Here is a 17,374-nt window from a genome sequence, read left to right as displayed (position 1 = left end):
CTACCCCATACCCCGGGCCTGCTCGAAGATCAGGCTGGTCTGCGTGTGCTGCACCGCCGGATCGACAGCCAGATGATCGAGTACGAAGTCCCGCAGCGCGTCGCCGGAGGCGGCCCGCACGTGCAACACGTAGTCCTCCGCGCCCGCCACGTGGAACACCGACACCACCCCGGGCAGCCGCACGGACCGGGCCCGGAACGCGTCCACAGCGGCCCGCTCGTGCGCGGTCAGCCGCACCGAGACCAGCGCCTGCAACGGCAGCCCCACCGCCGCCGGGTCCACCTCGGCGTGGAATCCGCGGATCGCCCCGCACTCGCGCAGCGCCCGGGTACGCGTCAGGCACGTCGACGGCGCCACCCCGACCCGCTCGGCCAGGGCGTTGTTCGGCAGCCGACCGTCGGCCGCCAGCTCGGTGAGGATCGCGCGGTCGGTGTCGTCCAGGCCGGCGAACGGCCGTACATCATTCGGTGCGGCAGGCATGTGACCATCCTTCACCGAATCGTCGCCGGGCGAAAGCGGGATTGCCAGAATATTGTTCGCTGCTATTGCTTCCCACCGTCGTCATGTTCGACGCTTCCGACATGACTTCCGTGGACACCGCAGCCGTACACGCCGGGCGCGCCGACCTCGCCGGGCTCGGCGTCCACGTCCCGCCCATCGACCTGTCCACCACCAACCCGCTGCCCTCGGTGGCCGGCGGCGGTGACGACTACGAGACGCTCGCGACCGGCGGCACCCTCCCGGCCGGCGGCAGCGCCGTCTACCAGCGTCTCTGGAACCCCACCGTGGCCCGGTTCGAGACCGCGCTCGCCCAGCTCGAAGGCACCGCCGAGGCCGTCGCGTTCGCCAGCGGCATGGCCGCGCTCACCGCCACCCTGCTCGCCGCCACCCGCGACGGCAAGCGTCACGTCGTCGCCGTCCGCCCCCTCTACGGCGGCACCGACCACGTCCTCGCCACCGGGCTGCTCGGCACCGAGGTCACCTGGGCCACCCCCGCCGACGTGGCCGCCGCGATCCGCCCCGACACCGCCCTGGTCCTGGTCGAGACGCCGGCCAACCCCAGCCTCGATTTGGTCGACATCGCCGCGCTCGCCGACGCCGCCGGTGACGTTCCGCTGCTCGTCGACAACACGGTCGCCACCCCGGTGCTCCAGCAGCCCACCCGCCACGGCGCCGCGCTCGTGCTGCACAGCGCCACCAAGAGCATCGGCGGCCACGGCGACGTCCTGGCCGGCGTCGTCGCCTGCGGACCCGAGTGGGCCGCCCGGCTGCGCCAGGTCCGCGCCGTCACCGGCGCCGTCCTGCACCCGCTCGGCGCCTACCTGCTGCACCGCGGTATCCAGACCCTCCCGCTGCGCGTCCGCGCCCAGCAGGCCGGCGCGGAGAAGCTCGCCGCCTGGCTCGCCGGGCACCCCGCCGTCGAGCGCGTCCACCACCCGTCGCTGCACGACCCGGCCGGGCTGGTCGGCCGCCAGATGTCGGGCACCGGCAGCCTGCTCGCCTTCGAGGTACGCGGCGGCGCGCCCGCCGCGGCCGAGGTCGCCGGCGCCTGCGAGCTGATCACGCACGCGGTGTCGCTCGGCGGCGTCGACACGCTGATCCAGCACCCGGCCTCGCTCACCCACCGGCCGGTCGAGGGTGACGCCAAGCCCTGCGGCGGGCTGCTGCGCGTCTCGGTCGGCCTGGAGGACCCGGAGGACCTGCGGGCGGATCTCGCGCGGGCGCTGGCGCGGATCTGACAGCGGCCGGTCGCCCACGACCCTGGCGTCGTCGGGTCACGACTTCGGGCCGACGTGCCGGTCGAGGGCGGCTACGGCTTCCCGGCGGGCCACCGAGAGGGAGTTGCGGCGGTTCATCCGCCAGGCGATGCCGAGCCGGTCGAGGGCCTGCTGGCACAGGCCCATGATGTCGGCCGACTCGTTGTTGAACATGTAACGGGGATAGACGTACTCCTTGCCCCGGACGACGACCCGGTTGGCGAAGCGGCACCCGTCGGAGTGGAAGAGGCCGCGCAGGAAGTCGCCGGCCCGAGCTTCGACGATGGTGCGCTGCCAGTCCGCAAGGACGATCGGACGCTCGTGCTTCTTGCCGGGCCCGTGCTGCGGTAGTAAGCACGGCCAGTGCTTGCCGTAGCTCTGCACATTGACGCAGCCCGGTTTTGAGACCCGCTGCACCTTTTCGGCCAGCACCGCTCGCATGGCGTGGTCGCACGCTTCGATCAGGCCCGGCCAGCAGTCGCTGCAGGCGATCCGGAGCACCGGCACCCGGGCCTTGGTGACGAGGTGCCCGTCGCCGAGGTAGAGGCCGAGGAGATAGGCGTAGGCCGCCGGGTCTGTCGGAGCGTGCAAGTCGTCACGACAGCGGAAGCATCGCAGTGCGGTGCCCTGCTGCTTCGGCACCGGCCGATCCTTGCACCAGTGGCGGACCGTCGGATAGGAGAGCCCCACGGTCCGCGCCACCTCGGCGACGGTCGCGCCGTCAAGGTAGAGACGCCGCGCCCGGGCGCGCAGTTCGGGTGGATGCACAACCCTATGGTCGAACGCCTGTATGACATTTCTGGTGCCCTCGGTGGGATTCGAACCCACACTGTATGGAGTTTGAATCCATTGCCTGCTGCCAGTTGGGCTACGAGGGCGTTCCGTGATTCGGCCTCGACAGCCTACCCGCTAGGCTGAAGGCGGCGACACCCGGCAGGGCGGGTGTCGAGTTCGAACCGGTGGGAGTGGCTCGTGGGCGAGATGCAGGCGGACGCCGAGCGCAAGCGCGTTCTGATCGCCGAGGACGAGGCGCTCATCCGGCTGGACCTGGCCGAGATGCTCGTCGAAGAGGGCTACGACGTCGTCGGCGAGGCCGGTGACGGCGAGACCGCCGTCAAGCTCGCCGAGGAGCTCAAGCCGGATCTGGTCATCCTCGACATCAAGATGCCGATCATGGACGGGCTGGCCGCCGCCGAGCGGATCGCCGGCGCGCGCATCGCCCCGGTCATCATCCTGACCGCGTTCAGCCAGCGTGACCTGGTGGAGCGGGCGCGGGCGGCCGGCGCGATGGCGTACCTGGTCAAGCCGTTCCAGAAGAGCGACCTGGTGCCGGCGGTGGAGATCGCGCTGTCCCGCTACTCCGAGATCGCCGCGCTGGAGTCGGAGGTCGCCGGCCTGACCGACCGCCTGGAGATCCGCAAGACCGTCGAGCGCGCCAAGGGTGCGCTGATGACCACCTACGGGATGACCGAGCCGCAGGCGTTCAAGTGGATCCAGCGCACCGCGATGGACCACCGGATGACCATGAAGGAGGTCGCCGAGCGGATCCTCGCCGAGACCGCCGGCGGCGAGGTGGAGCAACCCGCGTCCTGACCTCCCGGGGAGGCGTCCGATCGATAGGATCGGATCCATGTCTCCCGTGCGCGTCCGGCCGGTGCTCGCCGTCGCCGCCGCGCTGCTCCTGTCGGCCTGCCACGCCACTCCGCGGCCGCTGCCCGAGCCCGCGCCGGTCCGCCCGCAGTGGCAGCCCGTCGAGCTGGCCCTTCCCGCCGGCGCCACCGGGCGTCCGGTCCTGCGCGACACCGCGCGGTGCGCCGGCCGGTGGTACGTGGTGGGCGGGCTGGCCGATCCGGCGGGGGAGACCCGACCGGCGGCGTGGTCCTCGTCGGACGGCGTGACGTGGGCGCCGATTCCGGTGCGCGGACAGACGTTCTACGGCCGCCAGCACGTGCTCTACGCGGTGGCGTGCCGCGACGACGGCATGGCGGCGCTGGGCGCGAAGACGGGTGGCGTGCACGGCAATCCGCGTACCGGAACGTGGGTGTGGCGTCCGGGTGGGCCGGTGCGGGAGGTGCCGGCGGCGTTCGAGTTGTTCGGCGGTCCGCGCGCGGTGAGCGCGTCGCGGCTGGCCGCTGGTCCGGGCGGTTGGCTGGTCGCCGGGGCGCGCGCGGACGGAGCGGCGGTGTGGACGTCGCCCGACGCGGAGGGGTTCGTGCTGCGCGAGGGCGTCGCGGAGCTGGCCGGCGACGGCCGGGGCCGGACGGCGGCGTACGACGTGGCGGCGGTGGGGTCGGGTTGGCTGGTGGTGGGGTCGTTGCTGCCGCCCGGCGGTACGGCCCGAACCCCGCTGTCGTGGTTCTCGGCCGACGGCCGGGTATGGCGGCGGGTGGTCCTGCCGGTGCCGTCGGGGGCGGCCGGGGCGGCGGAGCGGGTGGTGCCGGCCGACGGCGGGCCGGTGGCGGTCGGCCCGCTCGGTGACCGCTTCGGGGTGTGGCGCGGGTGCGGCGACTGCGGCTCGCCGTCCGCCGGTGCGGCGGGTGCGGCGCAGGGGTGGCGGCGGGTCGGCGGGTTCGGTTCGGCGGGCCCCGGGGTGTCGACGGTGGACGCGCTCGCGGCGTCCGGTGGGCGGCTGGTCGCGGTGACCGGGGACGGGGCTCAGCGACGGCTCTGGATGTCGCGTGACGGTGGTGCGTCGTGGCTTCCGGTGATCACGCCGGTGCCGGTGCCGGACGGGGGCGACGCGGCGCTGGCAGTGGCCGTCCGCGACGATGGGCTGCTCGTGGTCGCCGATGACGGAAAGGCATCCCGTGCCTGGTGGGGGACGTTGCCGGCCGTCGATCGGTAGGGGGTGGGGAGGTCCTGGCTCGTTACCGAGGAATAGTCGGCGAAAGTCTTTTCCCGCCTTCGGTTCTTACGCCGATGGGCTTGAATCCGCCACGGCGTGTAACGGTTCGGTCAACCCCGCTTTCCAGGTCTTACGCCACCGCCCACGGTGGGATAACGTCCCGCCCCAGACCGGCGACGACGGTCTTGGTTCGTCCACCCCGCAAGGGCCAATCAGCGGCGGGTGGTTCGGATCATGGACGGAGGAGGGTTCGGCCTTGAGGCAGAAGCTCGCACGCGTGATCGGCGGGGTCGCCATGCTGGCGCTCGTCGCCGGTGGCACCGCTTGTTCCAGCGGCAGCGACGATGAGGGTTCCGGGGGCAGCGCCTGCGGGAGCAAGATCGCTTTCTTCGGCGCGCTGACCGGTAGCTCGGCCGCGCTGGGCATCAATGAGAAGAACGGCGTCAAGCTGGCCGTCGACAAGTACAACAAGGAGAACGCGGACTGCAAGGTCGAGCTCGCCGAGCTCGACTCCCAGGGCAGCCCGGACCAGGCGCCGGGTCTGGCCCAGAAGGCGATCGACGACACCAAGATCCTGGGTGTCGTGGGTCCGGCCTACTCGGGCGAGTCCGAGGCCGCCGGCCCGCTGTTCAACGAGGCCGGTCTGGTCACCATCACCCCCTCCGCGACCCGTCCCAGCCTCGCCGAGCAGGGCTGGAAGACCTTCTTCCGCGCGGTCGGCAACGACCTGAGCCAGGGCCCCGCCGCCGGTAACTACATCAAGAACGTGATGAAGGCCGACCGGGTCTACGTCATCGACGACCAGTCCGCGTACGGCGCCGGCCTGGCCGACGAGGTCAAGAAGGTCCTCGGCGCCTCGGTCGTGGGCAGCGACAAGGTCCAGGGCGAGGGCAAGCAGGTCGAGTTCTCCGGTGTGGTCACCAAGGTCAAGGCCGCCAACGTCAAGGCGATCTTCTACGGCGGCTACTACCAGGAGGCCGGTCTGATCCGCAAGCAGCTCACCGCTGCCGGGGTCACCGCTCCGCTGGTCGCCGGTGACGGCGTGAACGACGGCGCGTACATCACCTCCGCCGGTGCGGCCGCCGCCGAGGGCACCATCCTCACCTGCCCCTGCGCTCCGTCCGCCGAGGCCCGCGGCAGCTTCGTCGCCGACTTCAAGGCGCTCAACGGCACCGAGCCGGGCACCTACAGCGACACCGCCTACGACGCGGCGAACATCCTGCTGGCGGGCATCAAGGCCGGTAAGAGCAGCCGCGCCGACCTGCTGGAGTTCGTGAAGGGCTACAGCGGCGAGGGCGTTGCCGCCAGCTACAAGTTCGTCGAGGGCGGCGAGCTCGACCCGGCGCAGGTCAAGGTCTGGGCGTTCAAGGTGCAGGGCGGCAAGGTCGTCCCGGACCAGGAGATCCCCAAGTCCTGATCGTTCGATCGCTGGACTGGCGATTGAGTAGTGATCGCGGGTGCGGCCGGGAGCTGGCTCCCGGCCGCACCCTCTTTTTCTCTTGAGCGACGGAGCGTCCCTCCCTTGGACTTCGACGGATTGTTCTCCAACTTCGGGGAACTCACCACGACCGGCTTGACGCAGGGCGCCATCTACGCCCTGGTCGCGCTCGGCTACACGCTTGTGTACGGCGTGCTCAGGCTCATCAACTTCGCCCACTCCGAGGTCTTCATCGCCGGCGCGTTCGCCGCGATCTGGACCTGGAACGGCTTCGGACTCGACCAGAACTCGCAGGTCAGTGGCATCGGCTCGATCCTGTTCTATCTGCTGGTGGCGATGATCGTGGCGGCGATCGCCTCGGCGGGCACCGCCACGGTGATCGAACGGGTCGCGTACCGGCCGCTGCGGAAGCGCAACGCGCCGCCGCTGGCGTTCCTCATCACCGCCATCGGTGCCTCGATCGCCATCTCGGAGGCGTTCGGCGTCTACACCCGGCGCCGGCCGGAGGGCGCGCCCATCCTGGTCAGCTCCGAGCCGCTGTTCCACATCGCCGGGGTGCCGATCGACGCGGTGCAGCTGCTCACGATCGGTTCCGCGCTGGTGATGATGTTCGCGCTGGACCAGTTCATCAACCGCAGCCGTACCGGCCGCGGCATCCGGGCGGTCGCCCAGGACGCCAACACGGCGGCGCTGATGGGCGTCAACAAGGACCGCATCATCCTGATGGTCTTCATCGCCGGTGGCACCATGGCCGGCGTCGCGGGCCTGCTGTACGACGTGCGGATCCAGACGCTCACCTACAGCGTCGGCTTCCTGCTGGGCCTCAAGGCGTTCACCGCGGCGGTGCTCGGCGGTATCGGCAACCTGCGCGGCGCGCTCGTCGGCGGGTTGCTGCTCGGCGTCGTGGAGAACTACGCCGCGGGCCTGTTCGGCAGTCAGTGGAAGGACTTCGCCGCGTTCGCGGTGCTGGTCGTGCTGCTGATGTTCCGGCCGACCGGTCTGCTCGGCGAATCACTGGGGAGGGCACGCGCATGACGACCACCATCGACCCGCCGGAGCGGCGGGAGACGGCGGCGGACAAGCTGCGGCAGGGCCGGCACGCGATCTCGGAGCGCTGGCACCACGCGCCGCGCTGGGTGCGCTGGGTGCTGCTGGTCGCGGTCATCGCGTTCTTCTACGCGCTGCCGAACAAGGAGTTCTACCAGTACCTCGGGCCGATCCCGACGCCCGGCGCGAACTTCACGCAGGTGATGTTCACGGTCTCGATCTACGTGCTGCTGGCGGTCGGGCTCAACATCGTGGTGGGCTTCGCCGGCCTGCTCGACCTCGGCTACTTCGGCTTCTTCGCCGTCGGCGCGTACACCGTCGCGGTGCTGACCTCGCCGAGCAGCGACATCAAGACGCTGTGGCCGTGGCTGCTGGTGGTGCCGATCGCGATCGGCCTGACCATGGTCTCCGGCGTCATGCTCGGTACGCCGACGCTGCGTCTGCGCGGCGACTACCTGGCGCTGGTGACGCTCGGCTTCGCCGAGATGATCCGGATCGCGGCGGTCAGCTCCGAGTTCCTCAAGGGACAGCGCGGCTTCAACCAGATCCCGCACCCGCCCGGCCAGTACGCCGACGGCCGGCCGTGGTTCGGCGTGCTCGACGCCCGCCCGTACTACTGGCTGGTGCTCACGCTGATCATCCTGGTCGTGATCGGGGTGCGGAACCTGACCCACAGCCGGGTCGGCCGGGCCTGGATCTCGATCCGCGAGGACGAGGACGCGGCCCAGCTGATGGGCGTGCCGACGTTCAAGTTCAAGCTGTGGGCGTTCGCCTCCGGCGCGGCCATCGCCGGCCTGGCCGGCGCGCTGTTCGCCGGTAAGCAGAACTTCGTCAACTCGCAGAACTTCGAGCTGCTCAACTCGATCATCATCCTGGCCGCTGTCATCTTCGGCGGCTCGGGCAACATCGTCGGCGCGATCGTCGGTGGCGGCCTGGTGGCGTACATGATCGAGCGGTTCCGCGGCATCGAGCTGTTCGGCATCGAGCTGTACGAGTACCGGTTCCTGTTCTTCGGTCTGGTGCTCGTGGTGATGATGATCTTCCGGCCGCAGGGCCTGATCCCGAACCGGCGACGAGCGGCGGAGTTCAAGGACCGCCGCAAGGAGGTGATCGTCGGTGAGTGACACCGAGCAGAACCCGAAGGTTCCGGTCCAGGCGGCGGCCCCCGCCGTCGAGGCGGTCGGCAAGCGGGAGCCGTTGCTGGAGGTCGACCACGTCACGCTGCGCTTCGGCGGCGTGGTGGCCCTCAACGACGTGGACTTCACCCTCTACAAGGGTGAGATCCTCGGTCTGATCGGCCCGAACGGCGCCGGCAAGACCACCTGCTTCAACGCGATGACCGGCATCTACCAGCCCACCGAGGGGCAGATCCGGTTCCTGGGCCAGAAGATCAGTGGCAAGAAGCGCCACCAGATCACCCGGATGGGCATGGCCCGTACCTTCCAGAACATCCGTCTCTTCCCGGAGATGACCGCGCTGGAGAACGTCCAGGTCGGCGCGGACGCGCACCACAAGACCAGCGTGATCTCCGCCCTGCTGCGCCTGCCGCGGCACTGGAAGGAGGAGCGCGAGGGCCGGGAGAAGGCCGAGCGCCTGCTGGAGTTCGTCGGCATCCGCAACCGGATGCACGAGTTCGCCCGCAACCTGTCCTACGGCGAGCAGCGGCGGTTGGAGATCGCCCGCGCGCTGGCCACCGACCCGAAACTGCTCTGCCTGGACGAGCCGGCCGCCGGCTTCAACCCGGCGGAGAAGGAGGAGCTGCTCCAGCTCATCCGGCAGATCCGGGACCAGGGCGTGACGGTGCTGCTGATCGAGCACGACATGCGCCTGGTGATGGGCGTGACCGACCGGATCGTGGTCCTGGAGTTCGGAAAGAAGATCGCCGAAGGGCTGCCCGCCGAGGTGCGGGACAACCCGAAGGTGGTCGCGGCGTACCTGGGGGTGCCGGACGATGCTGCTTGAGATCGAGGACGTGAGCCTGCTCTACGGGCGGATCCAGGCGCTGCACGGCATCAGCCTGACCGTGGACGAGGGGGAGATCGTCGCGCTGATCGGCGCGAACGGCGCCGGCAAGTCCACCACCATGCGGGCGATCTCCGGCATCCGGCCGGTCGCCTCCGGCCGGATCAAGTTCGCCGGTGAGGACATCACCAAGCTCCGCGCCGACCTGCGGGTCCGGCGCGGGCTGTGCCAGGCGCCCGAGGGCCGGGGCATCTTCCCCGGCATGTCGGTGCTGGAGAACCTGGACATGGGCGCGTACACCCGGCGGGACAAGGCCGGCATCGCGCAGGACCTGGCCCGGGTGCTGGAGCTGTTCCCGCGGCTGGCCGAGCGGCGCAAGCAGGCCGGCGGCACGCTCTCCGGCGGCGAGCAGCAGATGCTCGCCGTGGGCCGGGCGCTGATGAGCCGGCCGAAGCTGCTGCTGCTCGACGAGCCGTCGATGGGTCTCGCGCCGATGCTGATCCAGCAGATCTTCACGATCATCACGGAGATCAACCAGCAGGGCACCACCATCCTGCTGGTGGAGCAGAACGCCCAGCAGGCGCTGGCGCGCGCCCACCGGGCGTACGTGCTGGAGACCGGCCGGATCGTCAAGAGCGGTTCCGGCACGGACCTGCTGCACGACCCCTCGGTCAAAGAGGCCTACCTCGGCGTGGCCTGACCGGCCGACCCCTCGCAATAAGGAGTACAGCCATGTTCCACCCCAACCCCGGACGGCGGGCGGCGCTCGGCGTCGCCGGTGCGGCCGTCCTGCTGCTCTCCCTCGCCGCGTGCGGTGAGAAGGAGAACTCGGCCGAGCCGGGCGACGGCCCGTCGGTGTCCGCCACGGCGGACTCCAACCTGGCCGCGAAGGTGCCGGACGCCATCAAGGCCGACGGCGTGATCAAGGTCGGCACCGACTCGACGTACGCCCCGGCCGAGTTCCTCGACTCCGACGGCAAGACCGTGGTCGGCTTCGACGTGGAGCTGTTCAACGCGGTGGCCCAGAAGCTCGGCCTCAAGGCCGAGTACGAGTCGGCGCCGTTCGACGCGATCCTGCCCGGTGTGGGTTCGGGCAAGTACGAGGTCGGCGTCTCGTCGTTTACCATCAACCCCGACCGTCTGAAGACGGTCAACATGGTGAGCTACTACTCGGCGGGCACCCAGTGGGCGACCAAGAAGGGCAACCCGGCCGGGGTCGACCCGGAGAACGCCTGCGGCAAGAAGATCGCCGTGCAGGTCGGCACGGTCCAGCTCGACGACATCACCGCCCGGTCGAAGAAGTGCACCGACGCCGGCAAGCCGGCCATCAAGATCGATCAGTACCAGGCGCAGAGCGACGCCACCGCCGCCGTGGGCAGCGGCAAGAACGACGCCATGCTGGCCGACTCCCCGGTCGGCGCGTACGCGGTGAAGCAGAGCAACGGCCAGCTGGAGGTGCTCGGCGACATCTACGAGTCGGCGCCGTACGGCTACGCGGTGAACAAGGACCAGCAGGCGTTCGCCGAGGTGCTCAAGGAGGCCGTGCAGGCGGTCATCGCCGACGGCAGCTACAAGGCCGCGCTCGGCAAGTGGGGTGTCGAGGGCGGCGCGATCACCAACGCTGAACTGAACCCGTCGGTCTGACCATGTCGGCCGACACATCCGGACGGGCACGGCCTGAACCGATCAAGGCCGTGCCCGTGCGGCACCCCGGGCGCTGGGCCGGCGTGGCGGTCATCGCCGTGCTGGTCGCGATGTTCGTGCACATGCTGGTCACGAACTCCGCGTTCCAGTGGTCGTTCATGGTGGACGAGATGTTCCGCCCGCCGATCATCGAAGGGCTGCGCGGCACCGTCCTGCTGCTGATCACGTCGATGGTGATCGGCATCGGCCTGGGCATCGTCATCGCGATCATGCGGCTGTCGCCCAACCCGGTGCTGCGCGGCGTGGCCTGGGTCTACACCTGGTTCTTCCGGGCGGTGCCACGGCTGGTGCTGGCGATCCTCTTCGGCAACCTCGGCATCCTCTGGTCGCGGCTGGAGTTCGGTCTGCCGTTCGACCGGCAGATCGGCGCCCTGTTCGGGTTGCACGACTTCGAGGCCCGGCTGTTCGGGTTCAGCGCGGTCGACATCCTGACCGGCTTCGTCGCCGGCATGCTGGCGCTGGGCCTGTCCGAGGCCGCGTACATGGCCGAGATCGTCCGGGCCGGCATCCAGTCGGTGGACGAGGGGCAGACCGAGGCGGCTCAGGCGCTGGGCATGAGCCGGGCGCAGATCCTGCGGCGGATCGTGCTGCCGCAGGCGATGCGGGTGATCATTCCGCCGACCGGCAACGAGACCATCGCGATGCTCAAGGACACCTCGCTGGTGGCCTTCGTGCCGGTGTCGATGGAGCTGTTCTTCCAGCTCAAGGCCGTCGGTTCCCGGACCTTCCAGCCCTTCCCGATGTACGTCGCCGCGACGTTGTGGTACCTGCTGCTGACCAGCGTCCTGCTGGTGGGGCAGTACTACCTGGAGCGGCACTACTCGAAGGGTTTCGGGCGCAGTACGCGGGCTCGACAGCGGCTGCGAGGGCTCGCCGCCGAGAGCGGCAGCACGACGAGTGGGACGGCGCAATGACGGATACGACCGCTTCCCCGGAGACGCCGACCGCCGAGTCCGGGCTGATGGTGCGGGCCGAGCAGGTGCACAAGTCGTTCGGGCCGCTGGAGGTGCTCAAGGGCATCGACCTGGAGGTCCGCTCCGGCGAGGTGTGCTGCCTGCTCGGGCCCTCCGGCTCCGGCAAGTCGACGTTCCTGCGCTGCATCAACCACCTGGAGAAGATCGACGCCGGCCGGATCCGGGTCGACGGCGACCTGATCGGTTACCGGGAGCGCGGCGGCAAGCTGTACGAGATGCGGGACAGGGACGTGGCCGCGCAGCGCCGCGCCATCGGCATGGTGTTCCAGCGGTTCAACCTGTTCCCGCACATGACGGTGCTGCAGAACGTCATGGAGGCCCCGGTGCTGCTGCGCCAGGCCAAGAAGGCGCAGGCCCGGGAGCACGCCGCGCAGCTGCTGGACCGGGTGGGGCTGGGCGACAAGCTCGGCGCGTACCCCGGTCAGCTCTCCGGCGGCCAGCAGCAGCGGGTGGCGATCGCCCGGGCGCTGGCCATGCGGCCGAAGCTGATGCTGTTCGACGAGCCGACCAGCGCGCTCGACCCGGAGCTGGTGGGCGAGGTGCTGGACACGATGAAGGATCTGGCCCGCGACGGCATGACGATGATCGTGGTGACCCATGAGATCGGCTTCGCCCGTGAGGTGGGCGACCACCTCGTGTTCATGGACGGCGGCGTGGTGGTCGAGCAGGGTGACCCGCGCGAGGTGATCTCGGCGCCGCAGCACGAGCGGACCAAGGCGTTCCTGGCCAAGGTTCTCTGACCTCGGCCTCCGGTGCGGCGCGCGCCGCACCGGAGGCCGGAGTTGTCGGGCGTACGGACTAGAGTCGCTGCCGTGACAGCTACGACGCCGCGCCTGCTCCTCGTCGACGGACATTCCCTGGCATACCGGGCTTTCTTCGCCCTGCCTGTGGAGAACTTCTCCACCACCACGGGGCAGCCGACAAACGCCGTCTACGGCTTCACCTCGATGCTGATCAACGTGCTGCGCGACGAGCAGCCGACGCACATCGTCGTGGCGTTCGACGTCTCCCGCCGCTCCTTCCGCACGGACAGGTACGCCGAGTACAAGGCCGGCCGCAGCGAGACCCCCACCGACTTCAAGGGCCAGGTCAGCCTGGTCAAGGAGGTCCTGGCCGCGCTGCGCGTGCCGGTGGTCGAGCGGGAGGGCTACGAGGCCGACGACGTCATCGCCACGCTCGCCTGCCAGGCCCGCGACCAGGGCATGGACGTGCTGATCTCCACCGGTGACCGGGACGCGTTCCAGCTCGTCGGTGAGCGCGTGACTGTGCTCTACCCGCGCAAGGGCGTCTCCGACCTGGCCCGGATGGACCCGGCCGCCATCGAGGCGAAGTACGGCGTCACCCCGGACCGCTACCGCGACCTGGCCGCGCTGGTCGGCGAGACCAGCGACAACCTGCCGGGCGTGCCCGGCGTCGGCCCGAAGACCGCGGCCAAGTGGATCAACCTGTACGGCGGCGTCGAGGGCGTGGTGGCCCGGGCCGACGAGATCAAGGGCAAGGCCGGCGACAGCCTGCGCGAGCGGCTGGCCGACGTGATCCGCAACTACGAGATCAACCGCCTGGTCTCCGACCTGGAGCTGCCGGTCCGCCCGGACGACGCCCGCTGGCAGGGCTGGGACCGCGAGGCGGTGCACCAGGTCTTCGACACGCTGCAGTTCCGCATCCTGCGCGACCGGCTCTACCAATATCTGGAGGCGGTCGAGCCGGAGGCCGAGGCGGGCTTCGATCTGGCCGGCGAGGTGCTCACCGAGCCGGGCGCGCTCGCGGGCTGGCTCGACACGTACGCCCCGGCGGGTGCCCCGGTGGGCCTGGCTGTCACGCTCGACACCGGCCCCAACCGCCGGCACACCGCCACCGTGACCGCGATGGCGCTGGCCACCGCCGCCGGCGCGGGCGCCTGGTTCGACCCGAGCCGGCTGGCCGCCGACGACGAGACCGCGCTGGCCGGGTGGCTGGCCGACGCCGAGCGCCCGAAGGTGCTGCACGACAGCAAGCCGACGGTGCTGGCCTTCGCCGCGCACGGCTGGGAGCTGCAGGGCATCGCCCGCGACACCCAGATCGCCGCCTACCTGGCCCGCCCCGACCAGCGCTCCTACGACCTGACCGACCTGGCGCTGCGTTACCTGCACCGGGAGCTGCGCGTCGACGCGCCGGAGAGCGGTCAGCTCACGCTCGACGGGCTCGGCGACGAGGGCGTGGCCGAGCAGAACCTCATGCTCAAGGCCCGCGCCACGCTCGACCTGGCCGACGCGATCGACGCCGAGCTGTCCCGCGACGGCGAGCAGTCGGCCCGGCTGATGGCCGGCGTCGAGCTGCCGCTGATGCGGGTGCTCGCCACCATGGAACGCACCGGCATCGCCGCCGACACCGACTACCTCTCCGAGCTGGAGGCGCACTTCGCCGCCGAGGTGAAGGCCGCTGCCCAGGGCGCGTACGAGGTGGTCGGCCGGGAGTTCAACCTCGGCTCGCCGAAGCAGCTGCAGGAGATCCTCTTCACCGAGCTGGGCCTGCCCAAGACCAAGCGGATCAAGACCGGCTACACCACCGACGCCGACGCGCTCCAGTGGCTCTACGCGCAGACCGAGCACCCGCTGCTGCACCACCTGCTGCGCCACCGCGACGTGGCGAAGCTCAAGTCGACAGTCGACGGTCTGCTCAAGTCCGTCTCCGACGACGGCCGGATCCACACCACGTTCAACCAGACCGTGGCGGCGACCGGGCGGCTGTCCTCCACCGAGCCGAACCTGCAGAACATCCCGATCCGCACCGAGGAGGGGCGGCGGATCCGGCGCGCGTTCGTCGTCGGCGAGGGCTACGAGTGCCTGCTCACCGCCGACTACAGCCAGATCGAGATGCGGATCATGGCGCACCTGTCCTCGGACGACGCGCTGATCGAGGCGTTCAACTCCGGGCACGACTTCCACGCCGCCACCGCGTCCTCGGTCTTCACGGTCGAGGTCGGCGACGTGACCGCCGACCAGCGCCGCAAGATCAAGGCGATGAACTACGGCCTGGCGTACGGGCTCAGCGCGTTCGGCCTGTCCCAGCAGCTCGGCATCACCGCGGAGGAGGCGCGCGGGCTGATGGAGAACTACTTCGCCGGGTTCGGCGGGGTCCGCGACTACCTCCAGGAGGTGGTGGCCCGCGCCCGCCAGGACGGCTACACCTCCACCATCCTGGGCCGCCGCCGCTACCTGCCCGACCTGGTCAGCGACAACCGGCAGCGCCGGGAGATGGCCGAGCGGATGGCGCTCAACGCCCCGATCCAGGGTTCGGCGGCCGACATCATCAAGGTCGCCATGCTGCACGTCGACGGCGCGCTGCGCGACGCCGGGCTGCGGTCCCGGATGCTGTTGCAGGTGCACGACGAGCTGGTCTTCGAGGTCGCGCCGGGTGAGCGGGAGGCGCTGGAAGCGCTGGTGCGCAAGGAGATGGGCGAGGCGTACCCGCTGTCGGTGCCGCTGGAGGTCTCCGTGGGCGAGGGCCGCGACTGGAACAGCGCCGACCACTGACCTGCACCACACCCCGGCGGTGATCAAGGAGTTTGTGTCACGCCCGAGCCTGTTCGGGGACACAAACTCCTTGATCACCGCGTAAGAGGCGGAGGCGCGGCAGGTGGGGCGGCGGCCTGGAGGGCGGCGGCCAGGCGGTCGCGGACGGCCACCTGGGCGGCGATCCGGGCCTCCAGCACGGCCAGCCGCTCCCGGCCGACCCGCAGCCCGGCCGGAGACGGCGGCGCCGACGCGACGTCCCCGTCCAGGCAGGGCAGGAAGACCCGCACGTCGTCCAACGTCAGCCCGGCGTCGAGCAGGTGACGGATGTTGCGGACCCGGGTGACCACGGCGTCGTCGTACTCGCGGTAGCCGTTCGCCGCCCGGGCCGAGGCGATGAGCCCGTGTTCCTCGTAGTGCCGCAGGGCACGCGGCGTGCAACCCGTCGCCTTCGCCACCGCGCCGATCCGCACCGCTGCCACCGTTCTCTCACGCGACCACCGCGCCCCCGTCCACCGGCAGCACCACACCGGTGACGAAGTCCGCCTCCGGCTCGCACAGCCGCCGGATCGCCCAGGCTACGTCCTCCGGCCGGCCGATCCGGCCCGCCGGCGTGTGTGCGAGCTGCCAGTCCCGCACCGCCGCGCGCCGCTCGGGGGAGAGGCCACTGTGCACTCCGATGGGGGTGTCGACCGCGCCGGGCGCCACCGCCACCACCCGGACGCCACGGGGCGCGAGCTCCACCGCCCAGCTGCGGGTCAGCGAGTCCAGCGCGGCCTTGCCCGCCGCGTACACCGAACTGCCCGGCCAGGCGCGCAGGCCGACCGACGTGGTGACGTTGACGATCACGCCGCGCGTCGCGGCGAGCGCCTCGACGGCGGCGTGCGCCAGCCGGATCGGGGCCAGCAGGTTCGTGTCCAGCTGCCGCCGGGCGGCGCCCTCGTCGAGTTCCGCCAGCGGCCCGCCGCCGGCCACGCCCGCGTTGTTGACCAGGACGTCGAGGCGGCCGTACCGGTCGAGCGCGGCGTCCACGATCCGGCCGGGCCCGTCGGGCGCGGTGACGTCGGCGGCCAGCGGGGCGATGTCGGGCCGGCCGGCGGCGGTCTCCGTCAGCGGCGCGGCGCGCCGGCCGACCGCGACCACTGCGTACCCGGAGGTGGCGAGGGAGCGTGCGGTGGCCCGGCCGATGCCGGTGCCCGCACCGGTGACCACGGCGACGCGTGGCGTGCGGCGTTCCATGCCGGCATCGTCCGACCCTGCCGCCTGCGGCAGGGTCAAGCGGGCCGGTCAGAGGCCGAGCAGGACGGGCATCGCGTTGACCGCGCCGTGCACCACGAGCAGCGGCCACATCCGGCGGTACCGCGACCACAGGTAGCCGAGGAACAGCCCGATCACGCCGTGGTTGACGACCACCGACGCCAGGTCGACGGCGGGCCGGCCGCTGCCCTGGATGGCCACGTGCCAGGCCGCCCACACCAGCGACGCGAGCACGATCGCCGGCCACCGGCCGAGCAGGGATTCCCACCGGGTCTGCAGCCACCGCCGGTAGAAGGCCTCCTCCAGCAGCGCGTTCACCGCGAAGGCCACCAGCAGCGTGACGACCAGTTCGACCGGCGTGACGGTCCGTCCCCAGTCGCTCGCGGGCACGGCCAGCGGCGTCGCGTAGCTGAGCACCAGCCACACCGCCCCCGGCAGCGCCGGACCCCACCGGTGGGCGGCGTCCGCCGGGGCCGGGCCCGGCCGCCACCGTGGCGGCCACCGGCGCGCAGCCAGGAACACCACCATCGGTACGCCGAGCAGCAGCGCGAGCTTCAACAGCGTGTACGCGGGTTCGCCGCCCAGCAGTGGCATGACGGCGGCGAACGCGATCCCGGCGAGCAGCAGCGGCACCGCCTCGCGGTACGGCGCGACCGGGTCCGGCCATCTCGGGCCGGGTGCGGGCGGGATCAGCCGGATCAGCGCGATCCCGGCGAGCGCCGGAATCCACCGGCTCCACATCGGTACGGTGCCGTCGTGGTCGGCGCTGTACCTGACGCCGGTGTTGCCGGTCGCCACCAGGAAGACTGCCGCGACGGCGATCAGGCCGAGGCCCGCCAGGAGGACCACCCTTCCGGCGCGGGGATGACGGCCGGCGGTCGAGACGTCTGTCGTCATCG

The 17,374-nt window shown here is 71.1% G+C and carries 17 protein-coding genes and 1 tRNA gene; 12 read left to right on the top strand and 6 right to left on the bottom strand.

Going from position 1 to position 17,374, the window contains the following annotated elements; all coding sequences use genetic code 11:
• Positions 1-480 (bottom strand): Lrp/AsnC family transcriptional regulator, encoded by a 480-nt coding sequence (locus tag GA0070562_RS13430; RefSeq protein WP_047894721.1) that lies wholly within the window; start codon positions 478-480, stop codon positions 1-3.
• A gap of 83 nt (positions 481-563) precedes the next feature.
• Here GA0070562_RS13430 and GA0070562_RS13425 point away from each other — a divergent pair, with 83 nt between their 5' ends.
• Positions 564-1,739, top strand: coding sequence for a trans-sulfuration enzyme family protein (locus tag GA0070562_RS13425; protein ID WP_091420568.1), 1,176 nt, complete (start codon positions 564-566; stop codon positions 1,737-1,739).
• A gap of 36 nt (positions 1,740-1,775) precedes the next feature.
• Here the strand turns inward: GA0070562_RS13425 and GA0070562_RS13420 are convergent, their stop codons facing one another.
• Positions 1,776-2,585, bottom strand: coding sequence for a helix-turn-helix domain-containing protein (locus GA0070562_RS13420; RefSeq protein WP_254663791.1), 810 nt, complete (start codon positions 2,583-2,585; stop codon positions 1,776-1,778).
• Positions 2,558-2,635, bottom strand: a tRNA-Leu gene (locus GA0070562_RS13415). The genes GA0070562_RS13420 and GA0070562_RS13415 overlap by 28 nt, the downstream gene beginning before the upstream one ends.
• A gap of 94 nt (positions 2,636-2,729) precedes the next feature.
• On the opposite strand from GA0070562_RS13415, the gene GA0070562_RS13410 reads away from it, so the two are divergent.
• The 11 genes from GA0070562_RS13410 to polA all read left to right on the top strand — a co-directional run bounded on the left by GA0070562_RS13410 (position 2,730) and on the right by polA (position 15,239).
• Positions 2,730-3,350: an ANTAR domain-containing response regulator gene (locus GA0070562_RS13410; protein ID WP_047894795.1), complete on the top strand. Its 621-nt coding sequence runs from the start codon at positions 2,730-2,732 to the stop codon at positions 3,348-3,350.
• 37 nt (positions 3,351-3,387) lie between these two features.
• A complete protein-coding gene (locus GA0070562_RS13405) occupies positions 3,388-4,602 on the top strand; it encodes a hypothetical protein (protein ID WP_091420561.1) in 1,215 nt (404 codons plus the stop codon).
• A 256-nt stretch (positions 4,603-4,858) separates the two neighbouring features.
• Positions 4,859-6,019, top strand: coding sequence for a branched-chain amino acid ABC transporter substrate-binding protein (locus GA0070562_RS13400; RefSeq protein WP_091420558.1), 1,161 nt, complete (start codon positions 4,859-4,861; stop codon positions 6,017-6,019).
• 105 nt (positions 6,020-6,124) lie between these two features.
• Positions 6,125-7,075, top strand: a complete 951-nt coding sequence (locus tag GA0070562_RS13395) for a branched-chain amino acid ABC transporter permease (protein WP_091420555.1) — start codon at positions 6,125-6,127, stop codon at positions 7,073-7,075.
• The gene (locus GA0070562_RS13390; RefSeq protein WP_091420552.1) at positions 7,072-8,211 is read left to right on the top strand and encodes a branched-chain amino acid ABC transporter permease; all 1,140 of its coding nucleotides are present in this window, start codon (positions 7,072-7,074) and stop codon (positions 8,209-8,211) included. Before GA0070562_RS13395 ends, GA0070562_RS13390 begins: the two co-directional genes overlap by 4 nt.
• Positions 8,204-9,049: an ABC transporter ATP-binding protein gene (locus GA0070562_RS13385; RefSeq protein WP_091420549.1), complete on the top strand. Its 846-nt coding sequence runs from the start codon at positions 8,204-8,206 to the stop codon at positions 9,047-9,049. Before GA0070562_RS13390 ends, GA0070562_RS13385 begins: the two co-directional genes overlap by 8 nt.
• Entirely contained in the window at positions 9,039-9,749 is a 711-nt protein-coding gene (locus GA0070562_RS13380; protein ID WP_091420546.1) for an ABC transporter ATP-binding protein, read from the top strand. The genes GA0070562_RS13385 and GA0070562_RS13380 overlap by 11 nt, the downstream gene beginning before the upstream one ends.
• A 32-nt stretch (positions 9,750-9,781) precedes the next feature.
• Entirely contained in the window at positions 9,782-10,693 is a 912-nt protein-coding gene (locus GA0070562_RS13375; RefSeq protein WP_091420541.1) for an ABC transporter substrate-binding protein, read from the top strand.
• A gap of 2 nt (positions 10,694-10,695) precedes the next feature.
• Positions 10,696-11,667, top strand: a complete 972-nt coding sequence (locus GA0070562_RS13370; protein ID WP_091420538.1) for an amino acid ABC transporter permease — start codon at positions 10,696-10,698, stop codon at positions 11,665-11,667.
• Complete coding sequence (locus GA0070562_RS13365) at positions 11,664-12,467, top strand: amino acid ABC transporter ATP-binding protein (RefSeq protein WP_091420535.1); 804 nt, start codon at positions 11,664-11,666, stop codon at positions 12,465-12,467. The genes GA0070562_RS13370 and GA0070562_RS13365 overlap by 4 nt, the downstream gene beginning before the upstream one ends.
• A gap of 72 nt (positions 12,468-12,539) precedes the next feature.
• Complete coding sequence (polA, locus tag GA0070562_RS13360; protein WP_091420531.1) at positions 12,540-15,239, top strand: DNA polymerase I; 2,700 nt, start codon at positions 12,540-12,542, stop codon at positions 15,237-15,239.
• Positions 15,240-15,313: 74 nt separating this feature from the next.
• On the opposite strand, the gene GA0070562_RS13355 is transcribed toward polA, so the two are convergent.
• The 3 genes from GA0070562_RS13355 to GA0070562_RS13345 are packed head-to-tail and all read right to left on the bottom strand — an operon-like array spanning position 15,314 to position 17,372.
• The gene (locus GA0070562_RS13355; protein ID WP_091420528.1) at positions 15,314-15,700 is read right to left on the bottom strand and encodes a MerR family transcriptional regulator; all 387 of its coding nucleotides are present in this window, start codon (positions 15,698-15,700) and stop codon (positions 15,314-15,316) included.
• 7 nt (positions 15,701-15,707) lie between these two features.
• Positions 15,708-16,457, bottom strand: a complete 750-nt coding sequence (locus tag GA0070562_RS13350; RefSeq protein WP_091420524.1) for an SDR family NAD(P)-dependent oxidoreductase — start codon at positions 16,455-16,457, stop codon at positions 15,708-15,710.
• A gap of 48 nt (positions 16,458-16,505) precedes the next feature.
• A complete protein-coding gene (locus tag GA0070562_RS13345; protein ID WP_091420521.1) occupies positions 16,506-17,372 on the bottom strand; it encodes a CPBP family intramembrane glutamic endopeptidase in 867 nt (288 codons plus the stop codon).
• Between the last annotated feature and the right edge of the window lie 2 nt (positions 17,373-17,374).

It is taken from the genome of Micromonospora tulbaghiae (assembly GCF_900091605.1).
Lineage (GTDB): Bacteria > Actinomycetota > Actinomycetes > Mycobacteriales > Micromonosporaceae > Micromonospora > Micromonospora tulbaghiae.
The sequence above is the reverse complement of the archived record's forward strand: the minus strand, read 5'-3'. Positions and strand labels throughout refer to the sequence as shown.

What these genes read in the sequence shown, in the direction of transcription:
- GA0070562_RS13345 (WP_091420521.1), bottom strand. Translation starts at nt 17,372, where the DNA reads ATGACGACAGACGTCTCGACCGCCGGCCGTCATCCCCGCGCCGGAAGG.
- GA0070562_RS13405 (WP_091420561.1), top strand. Translation starts at nt 3,388, where the DNA reads ATGTCTCCCGTGCGCGTCCGGCCGGTGCTCGCCGTCGCCGCCGCGCTG.
- GA0070562_RS13375 (WP_091420541.1), top strand. Translation starts at nt 9,782, where the DNA reads ATGTTCCACCCCAACCCCGGACGGCGGGCGGCGCTCGGCGTCGCCGGT.
- GA0070562_RS13365 (WP_091420535.1), top strand. Translation starts at nt 11,664, where the DNA reads ATGACGGATACGACCGCTTCCCCGGAGACGCCGACCGCCGAGTCCGGG.
- GA0070562_RS13370 (WP_091420538.1), top strand. Translation starts at nt 10,696, where the DNA reads ATGTCGGCCGACACATCCGGACGGGCACGGCCTGAACCGATCAAGGCC.
- GA0070562_RS13390 (WP_091420552.1), top strand. Translation starts at nt 7,072, where the DNA reads ATGACGACCACCATCGACCCGCCGGAGCGGCGGGAGACGGCGGCGGAC.
- GA0070562_RS13380 (WP_091420546.1), top strand. Translation starts at nt 9,039, where the DNA reads ATGCTGCTTGAGATCGAGGACGTGAGCCTGCTCTACGGGCGGATCCAG.
- GA0070562_RS13350 (WP_091420524.1), bottom strand. Translation starts at nt 16,457, where the DNA reads ATGGAACGCCGCACGCCACGCGTCGCCGTGGTCACCGGTGCGGGCACC.
- GA0070562_RS13430 (WP_047894721.1), bottom strand. Translation starts at nt 480, where the DNA reads ATGCCTGCCGCACCGAATGATGTACGGCCGTTCGCCGGCCTGGACGAC.
- GA0070562_RS13425 (WP_091420568.1), top strand. Translation starts at nt 564, where the DNA reads ATGTTCGACGCTTCCGACATGACTTCCGTGGACACCGCAGCCGTACAC.